The following is an 18,017-nucleotide window of genomic DNA, read 5'->3' on the forward strand; positions in this document are numbered from 1 at the left end:
ATTCGATTTGATAAAAATATAGTTAAGAAATGCCTAATCTCACTTTAGCGGAAAGAGTATCATTAATAGGACCTATGGATTATAGGCTTCTCAAGTTTCTATATGAGAAAACTGCAACTCATGACTGGATAAAATTAAGTCAAATCTCAGATGAGTTGGGGATAAGTAAGAGGGAAATTTTGTCTTCCTTATCTAAACTATATGATTTAAGGCTCGTATCAAAAGAGTTGGTTCTAGGTGAAAACGCATATAGAATAACATTCACAGGTCTTAATGTAATTTCGACCAAGAATTTGTACGTAAATAAAATTCTAAATAAGTTAGGAATTATGATAGGAACAGGGAAGGAAAGCGAAGTTTATATTGGCTATAATTTTGACGGGGATCCTATAATAGTCAAGTATCATAAACTTGGAAAAAGTTATAGAAATTATAAAAAATATAGAGAAGATACCGATTCTAGTTGGATAAGAAGGACTGTACATAACGCAGAAAAAGAATATAACGCTTTGAAGTGTGTTAAAAGTAATTATGGGCAAGTGCCCTCTCCCTTGGGATCTTCACTCAATGCCATAGCTATGGAATATATTTATGGAAAAGAGTTGTACAAAATCGAGATTTCGGATCCAGAGAGCGCTTTAAACGACATTCTGTCCACTGTGAGGATAGCGTATAAGGAGTGTAACATTATACATGGAGATTTAAGTGAATATAACATTTTATATTCTCTAGATAGCGATAGATCTTACGTTATCGATTGGCCTCAAAGTACAAATATACAGAACGAGGAGATCTTACTTAGGGATATAACCAATATCCTTTATTATTTCTCAAAGAAATATAATATAATAAAGGGAGTACAAGAAACCTTAAACTATGTTAAGGGGTAGTTATGAAAATTATAGGTGTAGATATTGAAGCTGGGAGTAGTCCTCTTTCATCTAGGCTTCCCCTTTATGCAATTGTAGTATTAAATGACAAAGGCGAAATTGAGTATAAGCAAGAAGGGATAAACATAGGAAAACTACTAAGATTAGTTTGGGAAATAAGACCTTCCAAAATAGCGTTAGATAATATTTATGAATTAGCTCCGAATGAGAGAAAATTAATTAAGATTATATCAATGTTGCCTGATAATGTAGAGTTAGTTCAGGTTACATATATAGAAGGAGAATTCAAAGACCTAAGGGAAATTCTAAGAAGTTTAGGTATAGAGGTTCAAGGTAAACTAAATCCGATCAAGACTGCTTATTATAACGCGTTATTAGCCTTTAAAAATGTAGGTACAGCAATCTCCCTTAGGGAAAGTAAGACTAAAATTATAGTATCAAGAGGCAGGGCAATAGGACCAGGGGGGATGAGCAGTAATAGATACAAAAGGAATTTAAGGGGACTAGTTCTACGAGCTACAAAAAAGATTAAAGAAGAATTGAATAAACATGGTTTTGATTATGATTACGTTGTAAAAAGAAGTAAAATGGGAATTGAAAGAGCTGTATTTATAGTATATGCTCCGAGAGAAAGTCTATATGGTATAGTAAAGAAAATGAGGGGTCACGATCTTAAGGTAGAAATTAAACCGATATACAAAAACAAGATTGAGTTTAAGGATAGTAAAAGGTTACTGAAACCTGTAATAGTAGGTGTGGATCCGGGAATAGAAGTTGGAATATCAATTATTGATATTTATTCGAATCCTATCTATTTAGATAGTAAAAGAAATATAGACAGGGAGGAAATAATAGAAATAATAAAAAAATATGGAAAACCAGTTCTTATAGCCACTGATGTAAATCCGGCTTCAGATACAGTGAAAAAAATCTCAGCACAACTGAGATGTAGATTATTTATCCCTCAAAATTCTTTAAGTATCGATGAAAAAACAGAATTAGTTTCCAGATTTTCGGAGAATCATGGGATTAAAATAAATGATCCTCACGTCAGAGACTCTTTAGCGGCAGCACTCAAGGCGTATCATGAAGTGTCTCAAAAATTAAGGCAAGCGGAAGGAATTCTGAGAAGAATGGATTTAGATATCGAGGAGCACGAGATCTTAGAGTGTATAATAAAAGGTAGTACCATAAATGAGTGTATAGAGAATGAAATAGAGAAAGAAATTGGGAAATCTGATGAAGAGATCAAAATAGTTCAAGATAAAAACAGTAATCAAACGGTTCCTGATACTTATGCGAAAGCTGAAGAATTAATGGAATATAAAAAAGAAATAGAAAGATTAAAGCGTAAAATAAGGGAACTTGTACTCCAAAATACTATATTACAGCATAAGTTAGACGAAATTAGGGTTGAATTTAACGCTGAAGTTGAACGTGATAGAAAAATCTATGAATTAAAGTTAGAAATTCAGAATATGCAAAAAGTTATTGAAAATCTAAATTTAGCTATAGTAAATAAACAGAAGATAATAGAAAATATGACTGAAATAATTGATAAAGTTATCAAAAGTGAGTATATAGTCCTTAAGAAGGATAATTTCCCCATATATATGAGATTGCTGAATAAGAAAATTTTCTTATTTGATGAGCAGATTTCGGACGATATGATAAAGTATGTGGGAGACGACTATATAATAATTCCAGAATCTTTACTTAAAGACTTGAATATTTTATATAGGGAAAGACTTAGCCAAGAGTCTTCTAAAATAGATCTTAAGAAACTAATAGATAATTATAGAAAGTCTAGGTTAAAATAGCATTGTTTTACTTTCAAGTATTAGCTCTGATAATTTTGTCACAGAGCTCAACAGTTCATCTGTTATTCCTTCTACTTCTCTTTTGATTTCGGTAGTAATGTTTTCAGCTGCAAGTTGGACATTTGCTATTAGTGGATCATTTATAGGTCTACCAATTTGTCCTAATATTTCAACTTGTACTCCGTTTATTCCTTTAACATCCTTATGTACTTTTTGTGCTATAAGATTCGCCAATACATTATACAATTTTCCTACGTGATTTACTGGATTCTTACCCGCTGTGGCTTCAAGAGACATTGGTCTCATTGGTGTTATCAGACCTGTAGCTCTATTTCCACGTCCTGTCATACCGTCATCTCCATGCTCAGCAGAAGTTCCTGTTACAGTTAAGTATACGATCCCTTTATCAATCTTGTCGCCTGTGTTAATATTTACCTTAACACTGTACTCAGGAGCAAGCTTTGATGCAAGATCTAGTATTTTCTGTTTAGCCTCCTCCTTTACCTGTAAATAATGGTTTAAGTCATCTATTAATTGGCTAATTGTAGCCATAGCTACAGTTAACTCTATTTCCTTGCCTTTTCTTAGTCCCATCACTTTTATATCTTCGCCTATCTCAGGTATTTTGGATCTTATCTCTTTGGAATTTAACAATCTTTCAGTGCTTAATACCAAATTTTCAAGTGTTGAATAAGGTGCAAATCCAACTCCAAAGCTAGTATCGTTAGAAAGTGGAACTTGCTTGTTAGCCTCAAATAGTCCCACTAAATCAGTAGAACCCTTACCTATTTTATAATCGACAACTACATGCTTTTCCACATCAAGATATCTGAAATTCTCCTTTATCCAATCCTTTACACTTTCAATTATAATCGTTCCGATAGGTATATTTTCAACTCCACTAGGTGTCTTAACCTCTGTTGTAGCTCTTCCAGAAACAATTACGTAAATTGGTTGAACCACATCTCCTCCTTTATATTTAGGAGTTGCTTGTCCTCCTACTACTAGTGTTTTGTCCAAGTTGTGGTGTAATATTGTACCAAACGCTTTTAGATAGTATAGAGATAGTTTCCTACTAGCTTCCTCAGATGCCGAGTCAGCAATATAGTCTGGGTGTCCAACTCCTTTTCTTTCTGCTAATTCAACTTCTAATTTATCAGGATTGGCCCAGTGACTTTGTTGTACATTTATATTTTTTGCCATTAGCACCCTCTTCTCATGAGTTTATTATAAAATTATTTTTCCTTACCCATTATTGATTCGTAGTCTATGCTTATAAATAGAATGTTACTTCCTCTAATAAGTACTCTTCCGTATTTGGCAACTGGATCGCTAGTTCCTTCCCTGTATTCAGTACAGTCCTTTAATACTAAGTTCATTGTTCCATCGCTTTGTTCTAATCTTCCAACATATTCCTCACCATTTTTGAGTTTAACTAGCACGATTTTATTCAACGCTGTTTTCAAACTCTTTAAAGGATTTTCTATCTTGGCTTGCACAGTAAGTCTCCTCACTTTCTTTTTCTGATAATGTCTAATATAAAAGAGTTCTTATTTTTTCCTGTTCGCGTTAACTTACATAGTTTTACGATGAATAGTATCGCTTATAAATTTTTACAAATAATATAGCAGATATGGAATTAATATTGACTGAACCAGAGGACATAATTAAAGTATCTAAGGCTCTCAGTGTTATGAGTAGAGTAAATATACTCAAGTTGGTTGCAGAAAAGCCAATGAGTGTAACCGAGTTAAGTGAGTTTCTTCATATGACAAAAGGGAATATAAGTAGCCAGTTGGCTGAACTAGAAGATGCAGGGCTAATTGAAATAAAATATGAAAATGGCGTGAAAGGTATAAAGAAAATAGTGAAATCAAAATATACTACTATTGTGATCTCTTTAAGCACTGGCGACACTAAGGAAGTTTAGGAAAACAGGAGAAGGTGATAAAGGTCTACTCTTGTACTCTGGATGTGCTTGAGTACCTAGGAAGAACTTGTGGTTTTTCAATTCTATAATCTCAACCAATCCATTTTCACTTACACCGGATATTATCATACCGTATTTCTGAAGAAGATCAACATATTCAGGGTTCACCTCATATCTATGTCTATGTCTCTCATATATGTGTGGAGAATTGTATATAGAATATGCTAAAGTGCCCTCCTTTAGTATAATTTTTTGGGCTCCTAATCTCATGGTACCACCAACCTGAACTATTTTCTTTTGATTATCCAAGAGAGTTATAATAGGATACTTCGTATTTGGATTTACTTCGGTCGTATTAGCCTCCTTTAATCCCAAGACGTTTCTAGCATATTCTACAATGGCTAGTTGCATTCCAAAACAAATTCCAAGAAATGGTATGTTGTTTTCTCTAGCAAATTTTATGGCTTGTATTTTTCCTTCCACGCCTCTGGCTCCAAAGCCAGGTAAAACAATAATACCGTTAACGTCCTTAAGTTTATTAATTTCATCTTCCGATTTCTCTAAGTCTGAAGACTCTACCCATACTAATGTGGGCTTTACTCTAAGTTTTGCAGCAGCGTGATAAATTGCTTCTTTAATGCTGAGGTAACTGTCCTTAAGTTTAGTATATTTTCCTACTAAAGCTATTTTAACTTCTTTTGAAGGGTTCTTCATATTTTCCACAAATTCTAACCATTCAGCAACTTTCGGTTCTTTTGGTTCCAATCCTAATTTATTAAATATCTTTTTTGTTATATTTTGCTTCTCTAAAATTAAAGGGACTTCATAAGTTAACTCTACATCGTAGTTAGATAGTATATAATCTGGTTTTACATTGGTAAATAATGCAATCTTCTTCTTCGTTTCCTCATCAAGAGGTAATATGGATCTTGCTATTATCATGTCAGGCTGAATTCCAATTCTTCTCAGCTCTTGTACACTATGCTGTAATGGCTTTGTCTTTAATTCGCCTGTAACCCTTAAGTATTCAACGAGTGCTACATGAATAAACATAAGGTTCTCTTCCTCTTCTAGCTTCATTTGTCTAACCGCTTCCAAGAAAGGCAGACCCTCTATATCACCTACAGTGCCTCCTATTTCGATTATTGCAATTTCCGCATTAGTATCATCAACTGCTTTCTTAACTAATCCCTTTATTTCGTCTGTCACATGAGGTATAATTTGAACTGTTTGTCCTAAATACTTCCCTTCTCTTTCTTTCCTTATAACCTCAAAGTAAACCCTACCTGCAGTTATATTATTATAACGTGTCGTATTTATCCCAATAAACCTTTCATAATGCCCTAAATCCAGATCTGTTTCAGCTCCATCATCTGTTACAAAGACTTCGCCGTGCATATATGGATTCATTGTACCTGCATCTACATTCAGATATGGGTCAACTTTTATCGCAGTTACATTATAACCACTGGATTTTAAGAGAAAACCTATCGAAGCAACTATAGTACCCTTTCCCACACTAGATAGAACTCCTCCTGTAACTATAATGTACTTAGTCAAGGGAAATCACAGCTATAATTTTATGAACACCAGTTTTAAAAGTCAATTGTTTAGTTTAAGAGTATGAGTTATGTATGAGGCGATTATGATGAGACTTATCTCTAATCTAAAAAATGCGAAGCTTATACAGGTTGCTTTAGATTTTATAAATATTCAAGATGCTGAGAAAGTTGCTATTCAGGCAATTAAAGCTGGTGCTGGTATAATAGAAGCAGGCACTCCTCTTGTAAAAGCAGAAGGGATAAGGGGTTTAAAGAGATTGAGAGAATTAAATCCAAATGGTATAATTCTTGCTGATACGAAAACTGCTGATGCTGGAGACGTTGAAGTCGAAATAGCAAAGGCAGGGGATGCTAATATTATGACAGTTCTAGGGATAATGGACGACGCTACAATAGAAAGCGCAGTTAAAAGGGCTCATGAATTAGGTCTTCTGGTACAGGCAGATCTTATAAATGTAAGAGATGTTATAGGAAGAGCTCAAGAACTGAAGAAATTGCAAGTTGATATAATCGGTCTACACGTTGGGCTAGACGTTCAGAAAAAGAGAGGTATAAGTATAGTAGATTTAAAGAATGAAATAATGGAAATAAGTAATTTGAATGTAATTATTTCTGTTGCAGGTGGATTAAATAAAGATAGAATAAAAGAGCTAGTGAATTTACCTATAAATATATTCGTGGTAGGCGGAGCTATTACGAGGGCTCATGATCCATTCAAGGCAACGGAAGAAATAGTTAAAATAATTAATGCCTAATTAGTATATGAATTATCGAGGTGTTGTTTTGTCTCAGCCTGGTCAGACTAAATCAAAAGATGTTAAGATGGTTAATAGACAAGTGATAACTCCCGACGCATTAAAGGAAGATAAGAAGAAAGTATTATTATTATATTTCCTAAAAACTGTAGGCGGAGTATCTGAAAAAGCACTAGTTGCAGCTCTTAATGATTTGAAGCAAAAGGGGCTAGATCTAGGATATCAATTTAATGTCCTTGGGAATAACGTGTATAGTCCAGTACTAAAGGAAGACCTAACTACATTATTGTACCTGGGTTTCATCGAGACTGATCCACAAAGTAAGAAGCTTAAATTAACCAATAATGGTCTAGAATTTCTAGACTCACAACAGATAGAGGAAGATTTTAAGAATAATTTAACACAAAAAATAAATGATATTAAATCTAAAATAACTGCAATTGATGAAGAAAATAGATTAAGATCAAGGAGAAGATATTAATTTTTAAATTAGAATATAATAATTTTTGATAAATTTTCAGTAAAAGTTAGACTAATTTTACATTGGCATAAATCCTCTTCTAGTTTGCTGAGGTTGCTGTCCTTCTTCTACTGGTCTACTCCATATTAATGGATCTAGTTTTCCTTCCTTGCTTAATTTGACTACTAAGTCCTTAAATTCACTGGTATGTCTTATATCAAGTTCTAAAAGATTCTCTAGTAACTCCCAAGTTGTTTTCATTACATCTTCAAGCATCTCTTTGGGCATATGTTTTATTATCTGGGGATCCTGTAGCCATTGATCGAAAGCTTTTATTGTCCTTAATATATGTTGAAAGGCTACCCTAGTTGCAAGTATTAAGTCTAATCTATCAGAGCTAGAATTCTGATACTTCTTCTCTAACTCCTTCAATGTCGCAAGAAGGTTTTTCTGCATTTTTATCCATTCGTCAAGGTTTGAGAGATAATTACTACTTTCCACCTATTACACCAATAAATCATATGTGATTGCAGATTAATAAACATATGTTAGGGTTATTTTTCTTTCAGATTAAATGGCAATCCTTCCTCAACTATGTTTGTTGGTATCTTATCCTTATACCTCTTAAGAAAATCTATTTCTTCTTCTTTTTTCCTAAGTTTATCGGGTAACATTCTAGGTATTTCGTCTATGACTGGATACCATCTTTTACAATTAGGACAATAGAGCAGGGCATCTACGATCTCATATTGGTAACATTCATCACATGGTAGATCTGATGATTTAGCTTCATTAATATTTATGTTCTTAAATGAGCAGAAAATTTCGCATAATGGTTTCTTTTCATCCTTTATCTCTCTTTGTATTTTCTTGTATGAAAAAATGTGGTATTGCAAGGGAAAGTGTTTACAAATAGGACATGCTAATAGGTCTAACAGCCTATACTTCATTTGCTTTCTACAAATTTTTTTAATTCTTCAGCTAAAAGCATTGCTTTACTTTCGTCTTTAGCCTCTACTATTATCCTAATGATAGGTTCTGTACCACTCTTTCTGACCAGGAACCAAAAGTCTTCTCCTATTATTTTAACACCATCAATAGTAATCACTTTTCCCCTATTACCATAGGACTTTATAAGATCTCCATATAACCCCTGTATGTCATATTGTGGTTTCAAATTTACCTTAGTTTTAACTAGATAATATTTAGGTAATCTATCAAATAGTTGGGCTGAAGATAAATTCTCACTTGCCATAAATTCTAGCATTAAGGCAAAGCTCATTGCACCATCTCTAACGTATTGATGTGGTGGATATATGAAACCACCGTTTTCCTCAAAACCTGCTAATCCTTTCTCGTCCTGTAGCTTATGTGCAATGTCAACACTACCTACTTTTGTCCATAAAACCTCAAGACCATATTTTGCTAAATACTCCTCTGTGAGACTAGAGCTGGATACCGCAGTAACAATTACTCTACTACCCTTAGGGTTCTTCACATGACTCCAATATGATAATAAGGTCCCACTTCTGTCTCCCCACTGGACTCTGCCTTCGGAGTCAAGAAAAATTGCTCTGTCAGCATCTCCATCATGGGCTATGGATAGATCGGCTTTTAGTGTTAATGCAATTTTTGCGGTTTCTTTTAGAGATTCAAATGTGGGTTCAGGCATTCTCGCTGGAAATAACGGATCTAAATTTCCATTTAGGGTATATACTTTACATCCTAACTCTTTTGCTACTAATGGACTTGTTAACCCTCCTACACTATTTGCAGAATCAATTAATACAGTATATCCTTTTTTAGATATCTTCTCAGTATCTACATGCTGTAATATCCCCTTCACATAGGTTGGGATCACTCTATCTTCTTTTTTTACGTCATTAGTAAGAGCTTTCCATTCAATGCTATTAAACCTCTCACTAAACAAAATTTCCTCTATTTCATTTTCTTTCTCTCTTCTTATTTCAACTCCGTCCTTATCTATTACTTTGATTCCATTATACTCTGGCGGATTATGACTTGCGGTAACAATTACACCCGCATCATATCCTAACGTTTTTACAGCATACTGTAAAGTAGGAGTAGGTGCTAGTCCGCCATAAAAAACGTCTACTCCTGTGCTTAATAGTCCCGCTTCAACCAGTTTAACATACATATCTCCTCCAGCTCTAACATCTCTACCTACCAGCAGTTTACTGCCCTTACCAAAGAACGAGCCTATGGCTCGGGAAAGTTTAAGGACAAGCTCTGGAGACAGATCCTTATTTATCAAGCCTCTAACTCCATCAGTGCCGAATAATTTACCCATATTTTTAACTAGCTTACCAAATTATATAAACGTAATTCTTCTATTAATTTTAAGGGTCAAAAATCCTTCATAAATTTTGTACAACGAAGACTATTTCGAAAACAGTTATGTTATGAAAAACTATGTTTTTTAAGTCAGCATTCGAAGACATGGAAAATCAAAAATGTGTAATCTTAGTTGCCTAAGTCTTATACTAATGGCTAAGATTTGTCCTGTGATGTCATGGACATAATTTTTAACTTAAACTTTTATAGAGCTCAAGCACCTTTAAAGATACATTCCTCCATCTCCATTCTCTAGAAATAGAGATATTATTCTCCCCTATCTCTTTCCTTACTTTAGGGTCTCTAAGCTTCTCCACAGCATCCTTCAGGTCCTGGCAACTGGAAATCACGAATCCGTTTACCCCATCCTTTACTATTGTCGATAAAACCTTAGCTTTATTACCGACTATCACTGGGACTCCCCTGACCATCGCCTCCTTTATGACGATACCTTCTGCTTCTATATCTGAAGTAAGAATAACAGCCAATGACTTATCCATCAGGGAGTACTTCTCCTCCTCAGTGACTACGCCTAAATATCTCACTTTGTCCTCAAGACCCAATTCACTAACTCTTGTCATAATCTTCTCTAGATAGTCCTTATCCCTAACTTGTCCTATCAGGATAAGCTTCACGTTCAGGTTTTTAATACATTCAATGGCGAAGAGCTGGTTTTTCTCAGGACTTATTCTACCAATATAAAGTAAATAGTCTTCAAAACCTTCGGATTTGGGATAATTAAATGCCATATCATCAACTCCGTTCGGGATTACGACTATCTTAGAGCCGTCATACCCAAGGTTTATCATTTCCTCCTTCTCCCATTCACTTACTGCAATTAATTTATCGACTCTCTTTCCTATGTTTCTCTTTAACCAGTTTATAACTCTACCCTGATCACTTACAAAAATGTGGTGTGGAGTCATTACTAATGGTGCTTCTACCGACGGTAAAGAGAAAAAGAGAAAAGTGTAGAGGTTCCACGTACTGAACTTCCTCCCTAAATTATGAAAGTGGAGAACGGAAGGAGAATCTCTATAAATCCATGTTCTTTTATGTCTTACTACTTTTATTCCATCCATAATCTCGAATGGAATGAGCTTCTCTCTTTCAGTGTACGTATCTCTCGTTGTATGAACTTCAACGTCTATAGACATTTTAACTAGTTCCCTACTTAAATTGAACACATGGACTTCTGTACCTCCTCTCACTGGAAGAAAGAGTGGGGTCAACATCCAGACCTTATACATGAATCATCCTTTCCTTATCAATAACATGAAGTATAACATTAAAACCCTTACAGTATTTCAAAAATCCTCTCAATCTGATCTATGTATCTTTCCGATAAATTAGCAGAGAACAACAATTTAAAGGCATAAACTGATTTTTATGCAGAATATCCGATAAAAATTCAATAATTTTATGCTAATCATATTTGATTGTCTTCTTTCAACTAAATGCATATTTCTATTTCAAAAATTAATGTTTACATAGTCTATAACTCCTAATTATAACTGTAGTATTGGGTGTGAAGATAGCGAAAAATAAGACGCGTTATTAAATACGACGACTATATTATACGTGAGATTAAAGGGTGGTATTATGTGTATAAGCCAGGGAATATGAACTATGAGATAAGGGAAACTTACGTTGGTTCCTTAATTGATGTAATTAAGACTTACCTAAAATTGAAAGTTGGGGTATTAGGGGATACCCCTAACCCCACAACGCCGGGGGTGGGATTTGAACCCACGCAGGGATAACCCTACTGGCTCTCAAGGCCAGCCCCTTGGACCGCTCGGGCACCCCGGCAGCATTATATAGATACTTTTTCACCCTTTAATACTTAACCGCTAGAACTAGTGAATAACCCTTGGCTCTCTTATAAACCTTCACTTCATTTAGAAACTTAGAAAATTCCGTAATAACATTTGCCTCTCCCTTATATACCACTACCTCTATTATTCCTCCAATTTCCAAACGTCTTCCTGCTTCTTCAGAAAGTCTTTCTATGAATTCTTTTCCTGCTTTTAAGGGAGGATTAGAATAAATTCCATTAAATTTTAGATCATTTGGCACATTTTCAAACAGATTACTTTTAATCACTGTTATTCTATTACTAAGATTGTATTTACTAACATTTTTCGACGTAAAGTATATTGCTTTCTTATCAACATCGATCATGTAGACTTTAAGGTTCTGGTTTACAAGAGCAATGTATATACCTATTGGTCCATATCCACATCCTATATCGGCTACAATTCCATGGTTAGGCAAAACTAAGTTCTCTAGCAAGATTCTTGTACCTAGATCTAGCTTATCTTTGGAAAATAAACCTCTACTACTTTCCAGGCTTAGAGGTATTCCGTTTACTACATCATTCACTATTATCTTTTCGCTCATCTCATTTCCAACTTTTTGGGTATATGTCTCTTTCCATAAAAATTCTTTTAGGCCTTATAACTTCGCCTTTTTTACCAGATTCTAATTGCTTACTTTCTACAATACTCTCTCCTATAGCCACAAGTTCACCCTTAAGAGTTAGAACCGCTACGTCTTGATTTTTACGAAAGTTCTGATAAGCCAGTATACCAGGTAGGTTTAATTTAGCCCCATATGTTATTGCGTTTACTGCCGTATCGCTCACTATAACTTTTGGAATTCCGCACACCCCGTACTCCATAGGGAGCAGAATTCTTCTCAACTCACTTTCATCTTTACAGTTTCTGTATAGGTATAATGATTCTGAAACTTCTTGGAGTGTAACCATATTAGTTTTTTCTGTAAATATACCAGACCTAATTCTTCTCAACTCTCTCATATGTGAACCACAGCCTGCTATAACACCCACATCATGACACAATTTTCTCATATAAGTTCCTGCGTCAGACTGGACTCTTAGTAGTATTAGTTTATCCTGCATATCTAAAATATCGATAGCATAAATTCTCCTTTTTCTTATCCTTCTTTTCACTGAGGATCTTACTGGCGGTTTCTGATATATTTCACCTACGAATTGACTTATTATTTCTTTTAACTCCTTTTGGTCTACATTACAGTGCATTTGCAATAAGCAAATGTATTCCTTTCCACTCTTACTTATGTAATTCATTAATTTTGTTGCGTTCTCTAATCCTATCGGTAATACTCCTGTAACCTTGGGATTTCCCCACCCGTTATACGGGTTCTAGGGTTCCTCCATGTCCTGCTTTGGTAATGTTAAAAAGCTTTTTTACCCAATAAGCTACCTCATGGCTTGTTGGACCAGGTGGTTTATCTAAATTGATTATGGAGTTTTTTATCAAAGATTCGATTGGTCTCTTATCTGCATAATAGCCAAATTTCTCTTCAGTGTCTTCTTCTCTCAAGATTTTCCATCTATTTTCATAACTACAAAAAGAATCTATCTTGTTTATAAATTCATAAATCATACTAAATCACAGGTATTTTCGGTTTAACTGCCTCTTTTATAAAATCAGTCAAACCTGATTGCTCTATAGCCTGTTTTACCTCTTGATCCGTTGCTCCTTTATTTATTTCTACTTTCTTGTCTGTTGGTTCAATATGAAGTATATTGACTCTTCTCCTTTTGACTCCATTAATCTCTTTTGGTCCTGTTACTAGAACAAAATTACTATCTATAATATCTACAATTACACATTTTTTACCAGCTTCTCTGCCTCTAGTTTTTACACAAATCCTACCAATCTCTATTGCAGGCATATTCTACCTAACCTAAAAAACAAGAGTTGTATAAAAATATAAACTTACTGCCAGTACTTGCGTGTTCTTAAAAACTTTCTTTCCTCCTCAAGTAGACTCTCAAAAAACCTGTCCTCTCCATCGCTGAGCTTATTAAGGACTTTCCCAATGTTATTTATTCCTACTCCTCTTGCACTCAATCCTATGGCAACATATTTTTTGTAAGTTGAAAACATTGATGAAATATTCTGAAGTATTTCAAATTTCTTTTTTTCGTTCTTCGAGATCTTTGAACCTTTAATGACCTTTTTAATAATTTCCACACTTTCTTTATCATCCTCATCAGTTACGGTTAAGAATATTGAGCCACACTTGGTACACCTATCCGGTACCTCAGCAGCATAATATATATTATTCCACCCGCACACCATACAAATTATTTTAACCTTATTATTTAACAATTTACGTCTAAATATCTCTATCATTACTCCTTTTTCATCTGAATGTGCTGCAACAAATAGTTTGTTAAGGAATTCTTTAGCTAGTGGGGAGAAGCCTGGTACTTCTATACATTCCCAAGTAAGTCGAGTTAGGAATTCCCTAAGTGTTACATCATAGTTTTTATACATAAGTTCTTTCACTGCTTCTTCTCCAACTAAGGTATCAGTATAAGCTTTAAGGAGAGTCTGGGAGAATGTTATATCGGTTTTTTGTTTGTCTATAAGACCGAATCTTTCCGCCTCAATCAAGAGTTTCCATTTATACTGTGGACTTTCTTTTATAGCCCTCTTCAGAAGGTCTTCAAATTCACTAGAACTTAGACTATTTAGTATTTTTATTGCCTTTGTAAATTCCTCCTTTGATACTGGAACTAAGGAGGCTATTGCTATATGATAGGGATCAGACCTATACGTAGTTCTCACTCCTTTTACTTGGGTTAATAAAAGTGATAATAACGCACCTAGGGTATTATTACCTCTACTTCCTAATCCTGCATGTAAAACTATTAGATCATTATTTATTTCTACAAGGATTTTACTTTTAGTTGGAACAGGGTATCCTCGCCTTTTTTGTTCTTCTAGTAACGAAGAGATCTTTTCAAGTATTTCTTTCGGTAGGTCTATTTGATCTCCTCTTTCTATTCTTTCAATATAATCATACACCTTAATGGAAATTTCTCTTTCAACTGGAATTGACTCACCAAACCAGCTTGGCAAGACTCCGCTTTTCAGTTGTGCGTTTTCGACATAAATACGATTTTCCTCTATTGATACTACTCTCCAAATTTTTCCTCCCAGTATGAATACGGTATTTTCATCCAGTGTAGCCACGAATTCATAGTCTAACGTTCCTATTTTAGTGTTAGAAATATGGTCTATGACTATGTAATCTTTTATAGAGTCTGGTATCATATTCGTACTATAATAATATCTCCATAATCTTCCTGCCGGTGATATCTTATCTTTATTCTTTCTAATTATTCTTGCAGATTCAAGTATACTTAATGTTTCTTCAAATTCCTCTTCTGTTAAGTCGTTGTATTGAAATGATGATTTGATTAAGTTAAAGATTTCTTTCTTATCTGTAATGCCTTCTAGTACTAGACCTGCAATTTCGTGTGCCATAACATCATAAGGTTTAGGTTCTACTATTGGTTTTTCTAGGTATCCTTCCTTTAAATTGTCAATTATACTTTTACATTCTAATATGTCAAAAATATCATGAGAAGGTAATAGAAAACCACTAGAAACTTTATTTATTGAATGTCCACTTCTTCCAATTCTTTGTACAAGTCTTATAACTTGCTTTGGAGAGGTATATTGAATTACTGCATTAATTGTTCCTACATCTATTCCAAGTTCTAAGCTTGAAGTGGCTATTAATGCGTCAAGATTGCCAGTCTTAAATTCTTTTTCAGCTTCTAATCTTATTTCTCTCGATAGAGAGCCATGATGTGTTCTCACTTTTAGTTGAGACAATTTTGACAATTCGGAGGCTAGAAATTCTGTACTCTCTCTAACGTTAGTGAAAACAAGAACTGGTTTATTCTCTTTTATCAATTTTTCAAGTTCTCTTATTCTAGCCAGCGTATCTGGATGTAAGCCTGTCTTATATGATAACTCAGCAAGATCCTTTGAAACTGTTGGTATGACCAACTCTATTTTTACATCTTTTCTGGTATTGTATTCGGCGACCTCTACGTTCCTTCCAATAAACCTCTTCGCTAATTCAATATCGCCTATTGTTGCTGAAAGTCCAATCAGTTGAATCTCATACTTACTTAACCTCTTTAATCTTTGAATAGCTAAAAGTAATTCATAACCCCGTTTCTCATCAAGCATTTCTTGTAATTCATCTATAATGATCCATCTTATATTTCCTAATAATTCTCTCATTTTCTGGTTTACTAGTAAATAGAGCAATGTTTCAGGTGTTGTTAGAAGTAAATCAGGTGGATCTTCCAAGATCCTTTTTCTTTGCCTCTCCGTTGAATCTCCGTGTCGAATCGCTATTTTTATTCCTAATGCGCTACCTATCCTACTTAATCTATCTTCAAGATCTCTATTTAATGCTCTTAATGGAGTAATATATATAGCAGAAATTTTCTCAGCATTTGAGCTTAGTATTTTATAAAAAACTGGGAAAATAGCAGTTTCTGTTTTTCCAAAGCCAGTCGGTGCAATAACAATAGTGTTCTTACCCTTGAGTATAATTGGTATTCCTATTTTTTGTATAGGGGTAAGACTCTTATAGCCAAGTTCGTTCAACTTATTGATAAATGTCTGAGAAACACTTATCATAAACTACATAATAACCTTATTTCTGAGACTAATATAAGATATGTTGAGAAAACACGTTATAATAATAGTCTTTTTAGTCCTTGAATTTCTCATATTTACGTATTTAGTTAATACTGGATATTTGAATATTTCAAATATAAACCTATATATATTCACTTTATATCTCATAAGTGTTATTATAGCTATAAATGGAATAATAATCTTTATTTTGACTGGTTCCTTAATTATTTCATTTTCCTATTTTCCTGTCCAATTATTCATTTATCAGCTTATAGCAGGTAATATTACAATTTCATTTCTAACAGATGTTCTATTGCCGAGTCTAATAGGATATTTTTATCTTTTATTTTTCATTTCAATAATTACGTGGATTATAAGAAGGAATATATCAGATTCATGGTTGGATCAGATAAGAACTTACGGTCACAAGTTTTCTATCAAGAGACTCGCTATTTCTTTGGTCATAAGTTTAGTTGAATTAATTCTTCTTAAAAATTATTATTTATTTTTTGGTTCACTCCTTTCTTCTATAGGTTTTTCATTTTTTGGAGAGATTACAGATGTTCCGTTGGTTCTTCTTTCATGGATAATCTTTCCTTATTCGATTTCTCCAAAAATTCGGACTGAAAATAAGGGTATATGCATAGGTAAAATAGTTGGAGTTTTATCTAAGGGTAGTATCCTAGATTCTTCTTTAGGGAATATCACAACAACTTCTAAGTACAAATGGATAAAATTAAATCAGGATTTTTGTGTTAACTTTAGTAATTCTAAAAATTTCAACTCAATAATTATAGGTACAAGCGGATCGGGCAAGTCAAGTCTGGCTACTCTGATTTCAAAAAAGCTTAACGTGTCATTTACCATATTTGATCTTCATGGAGAATATTCTATTCCTAATGCAGTTAAGATTGATATGTCAAAAGTTACCATAAATCCACTAAGTCTATTTGGTCGAAGTCCAAAGGAAAGAGCATTAGAAGTAAGTTACATGCTCAAGAGTCTCTTTAATCTAGGCAATATCCAGACAATTGAGCTATCTAACCTAATACTTGAGGCTTATATGGAGAAAGGAATAGATCCTGATGATATGGACACATGGAAGAATCCTACGCCAAATTTTAGGGATTTGCTTCTCTTGCTCGAACGTAAGAAAAAAGCTGCCATAACTTCGCAGGATATATCCAAATATCAGTCAATAGAACCTTATTTGATATTTCTTTCCTCCACAATATTTACCCAAAATAACGTCAATATTATTGATATCCTAGAAAAGAATTGTGTACTTGATTTTTCTACTATACCAACCAATGAGGTTAAACACATAGTAATGGAGACTATTCTTAAGGGAATACAGAGCTACATGTATTTGGAGAAGTTTCCTGATATAAGGAAAATGATAATCATAGATGAAGCACCATTTCTGCTGAGTAAAGATTCATCAAGGGAGTTGATTAATAGATTATTTTCAGAAGGGAGAAAGTTCGGGTTTGGTTTTGTGGTAATTTCGCAAACAGTAGATTATGTCAAAGATCTGTTTGGAAATGCATATCTCACTTTTGTATTAAATGTATTAGAACCTAGAGAATCAGAATATTTAAGTAGATATTTTGGTGGACAAGATAACGATATGTATTTAGCTGTATATGAGACTTTACAAAAATTACCCAGAGGATTTTTTATTGTAAGGGATTTATTAGGTAGATTTATATATTTAGTTCAGGCTGACTTTGGTGAGTAAT

General features: G+C 33.9%; 19 protein-coding genes and 1 tRNA gene. 7 read left to right on the forward strand and 13 right to left on the reverse strand.

The annotated features are described in order from the left end of the window. Positions 1–29: 29 nt before the first annotated feature. Positions 30–890, forward strand: a complete 861-nt coding sequence (locus SACI_RS03810) for an RIO1 family regulatory kinase/ATPase (protein ID WP_011277668.1) — start codon at positions 30–32, stop codon at positions 888–890. Between the two features lie 2 nt (positions 891–892). Beyond that, a complete protein-coding gene (locus tag SACI_RS03815; protein WP_011277669.1) occupies positions 893–2,710 on the forward strand; it encodes a DUF460 domain-containing protein in 1,818 nt (605 codons plus the stop codon). Here the strand turns inward: SACI_RS03815 and SACI_RS03820 are convergent. Further along, entirely contained in the window at positions 2,702–3,913 is a 1,212-nt protein-coding gene (locus tag SACI_RS03820; RefSeq protein WP_011277670.1) for a methionine adenosyltransferase, read from the reverse strand. The two genes, SACI_RS03815 and SACI_RS03820, sit on opposite strands and share 9 nt — an antisense overlap. 32 nt (positions 3,914–3,945) lie before the next feature. Further along, positions 3,946–4,209, reverse strand: a complete 264-nt coding sequence (locus tag SACI_RS03825; RefSeq protein ID WP_011277671.1) for a U6 snRNA-associated Sm-like protein LSm6 — start codon at positions 4,207–4,209, stop codon at positions 3,946–3,948. A 134-nt stretch (positions 4,210–4,343) separates the two neighbouring features. Between SACI_RS03825 and SACI_RS03830 the strand changes: the two genes are divergently transcribed. Beyond that, the gene (locus SACI_RS03830; RefSeq protein ID WP_011277672.1) at positions 4,344–4,640 is read left to right on the forward strand and encodes an ArsR/SmtB family transcription factor; all 297 of its coding nucleotides are present in this window, start codon (positions 4,344–4,346) and stop codon (positions 4,638–4,640) included. On the opposite strand, the gene SACI_RS03835 is transcribed toward SACI_RS03830, so the two are convergent. Further along, positions 4,611–6,200, reverse strand: a complete 1,590-nt coding sequence (locus tag SACI_RS03835) for a CTP synthase (RefSeq protein ID WP_011277673.1) — start codon at positions 6,198–6,200, stop codon at positions 4,611–4,613. The genes SACI_RS03830 and SACI_RS03835 overlap by 30 nt on opposite strands. A gap of 70 nt (positions 6,201–6,270) precedes the next feature. On the opposite strand from SACI_RS03835, the gene SACI_RS03840 reads away from it, so the two are divergent. Continuing rightward, positions 6,271–6,957 (forward strand): orotidine 5'-phosphate decarboxylase / HUMPS family protein, encoded by a 687-nt coding sequence (locus SACI_RS03840; RefSeq protein WP_011277674.1) that lies wholly within the window; start codon positions 6,271–6,273, stop codon positions 6,955–6,957. Positions 6,958–6,985: 28 nt separating this feature from the next. Continuing rightward, complete coding sequence (locus SACI_RS03845) at positions 6,986–7,438, forward strand: hypothetical protein (protein ID WP_011277675.1); 453 nt, start codon at positions 6,986–6,988, stop codon at positions 7,436–7,438. 57 nt (positions 7,439–7,495) lie between these two features. Here the strand turns inward: SACI_RS03845 and SACI_RS03850 are convergent, their stop codons facing one another. From SACI_RS03850 to agl16, 4 genes are all read right to left on the reverse strand, one after another. Beyond that, a complete protein-coding gene (locus SACI_RS03850; RefSeq protein WP_015385500.1) occupies positions 7,496–7,918 on the reverse strand; it encodes a DUF2153 domain-containing protein in 423 nt (140 codons plus the stop codon). A gap of 53 nt (positions 7,919–7,971) precedes the next feature. Then, on the reverse strand, positions 7,972–8,367 hold the full coding sequence (locus SACI_RS03855; protein WP_011277677.1) for a Trm112 family protein: 396 nt from the start codon (positions 8,365–8,367) through the stop codon (positions 7,972–7,974). Beyond that, positions 8,364–9,728: a phosphoglucosamine mutase gene (glmM, locus tag SACI_RS03860; protein WP_011277678.1), complete on the reverse strand. Its 1,365-nt coding sequence runs from the start codon at positions 9,726–9,728 to the stop codon at positions 8,364–8,366. Before glmM ends, SACI_RS03855 begins: the two co-directional genes overlap by 4 nt. A gap of 235 nt (positions 9,729–9,963) precedes the next feature. Then, positions 9,964–11,022, reverse strand: a complete 1,059-nt coding sequence (gene agl16, locus SACI_RS03865) for a glycosylation protein Agl16 (RefSeq protein ID WP_011277679.1) — start codon at positions 11,020–11,022, stop codon at positions 9,964–9,966. Between the two features lie 306 nt (positions 11,023–11,328). Here agl16 and SACI_RS11590 point away from each other — a divergent pair, with 306 nt between their 5' ends. Then, complete coding sequence (locus tag SACI_RS11590; protein WP_257719741.1) at positions 11,329–11,535, forward strand: putative integrase; 207 nt, start codon at positions 11,329–11,331, stop codon at positions 11,533–11,535. Here the strand turns inward: SACI_RS11590 and SACI_RS03870 are convergent. From SACI_RS03870 to SACI_RS03895, 6 genes are all read right to left on the reverse strand, one after another. Further along, positions 11,501–11,584: transfer RNA gene (locus SACI_RS03870), tRNA-Ser, on the reverse strand. The genes SACI_RS11590 and SACI_RS03870 overlap by 35 nt on opposite strands. A 27-nt stretch (positions 11,585–11,611) precedes the next feature. Beyond that, positions 11,612–12,175, reverse strand: a complete 564-nt coding sequence (locus SACI_RS03875; protein ID WP_011277680.1) for a class I SAM-dependent methyltransferase — start codon at positions 12,173–12,175, stop codon at positions 11,612–11,614. A gap of 1 nt (position 12,176) precedes the next feature. Next, the gene (locus SACI_RS03880; RefSeq protein WP_015385501.1) at positions 12,177–12,884 is read right to left on the reverse strand and encodes an RNA-guided pseudouridylation complex pseudouridine synthase subunit Cbf5; all 708 of its coding nucleotides are present in this window, start codon (positions 12,882–12,884) and stop codon (positions 12,177–12,179) included. A gap of 64 nt (positions 12,885–12,948) precedes the next feature. After that, a complete protein-coding gene (locus SACI_RS03885; RefSeq protein WP_230937969.1) occupies positions 12,949–13,140 on the reverse strand; it encodes a tRNA pseudouridine synthase A in 192 nt (63 codons plus the stop codon). Between the two features lie 64 nt (positions 13,141–13,204). Further along, a complete protein-coding gene (locus tag SACI_RS03890; protein WP_011277682.1) occupies positions 13,205–13,495 on the reverse strand; it encodes a 50S ribosomal protein L14e in 291 nt (96 codons plus the stop codon). Positions 13,496–13,539: 44 nt separating this feature from the next. Then, positions 13,540–16,275, reverse strand: coding sequence for a DEAD/DEAH box helicase (locus SACI_RS03895; protein WP_011277683.1), 2,736 nt, complete (start codon positions 16,273–16,275; stop codon positions 13,540–13,542). Positions 16,276–16,396: 121 nt separating this feature from the next. Between SACI_RS03895 and SACI_RS03900 the strand changes: the two genes are divergently transcribed. Beyond that, the gene (locus SACI_RS03900; RefSeq protein WP_230949767.1) at positions 16,397–18,016 is read left to right on the forward strand and encodes an ATP-binding protein; all 1,620 of its coding nucleotides are present in this window, start codon (positions 16,397–16,399) and stop codon (positions 18,014–18,016) included. Position 18,017: the final 1 nt, after the last annotated feature.

The organism is Sulfolobus acidocaldarius DSM 639, assembly GCF_000012285.1.
GTDB classification, from domain to species: Archaea; Thermoproteota; Thermoprotei_A; order Sulfolobales; family Sulfolobaceae; genus Sulfolobus; species Sulfolobus acidocaldarius.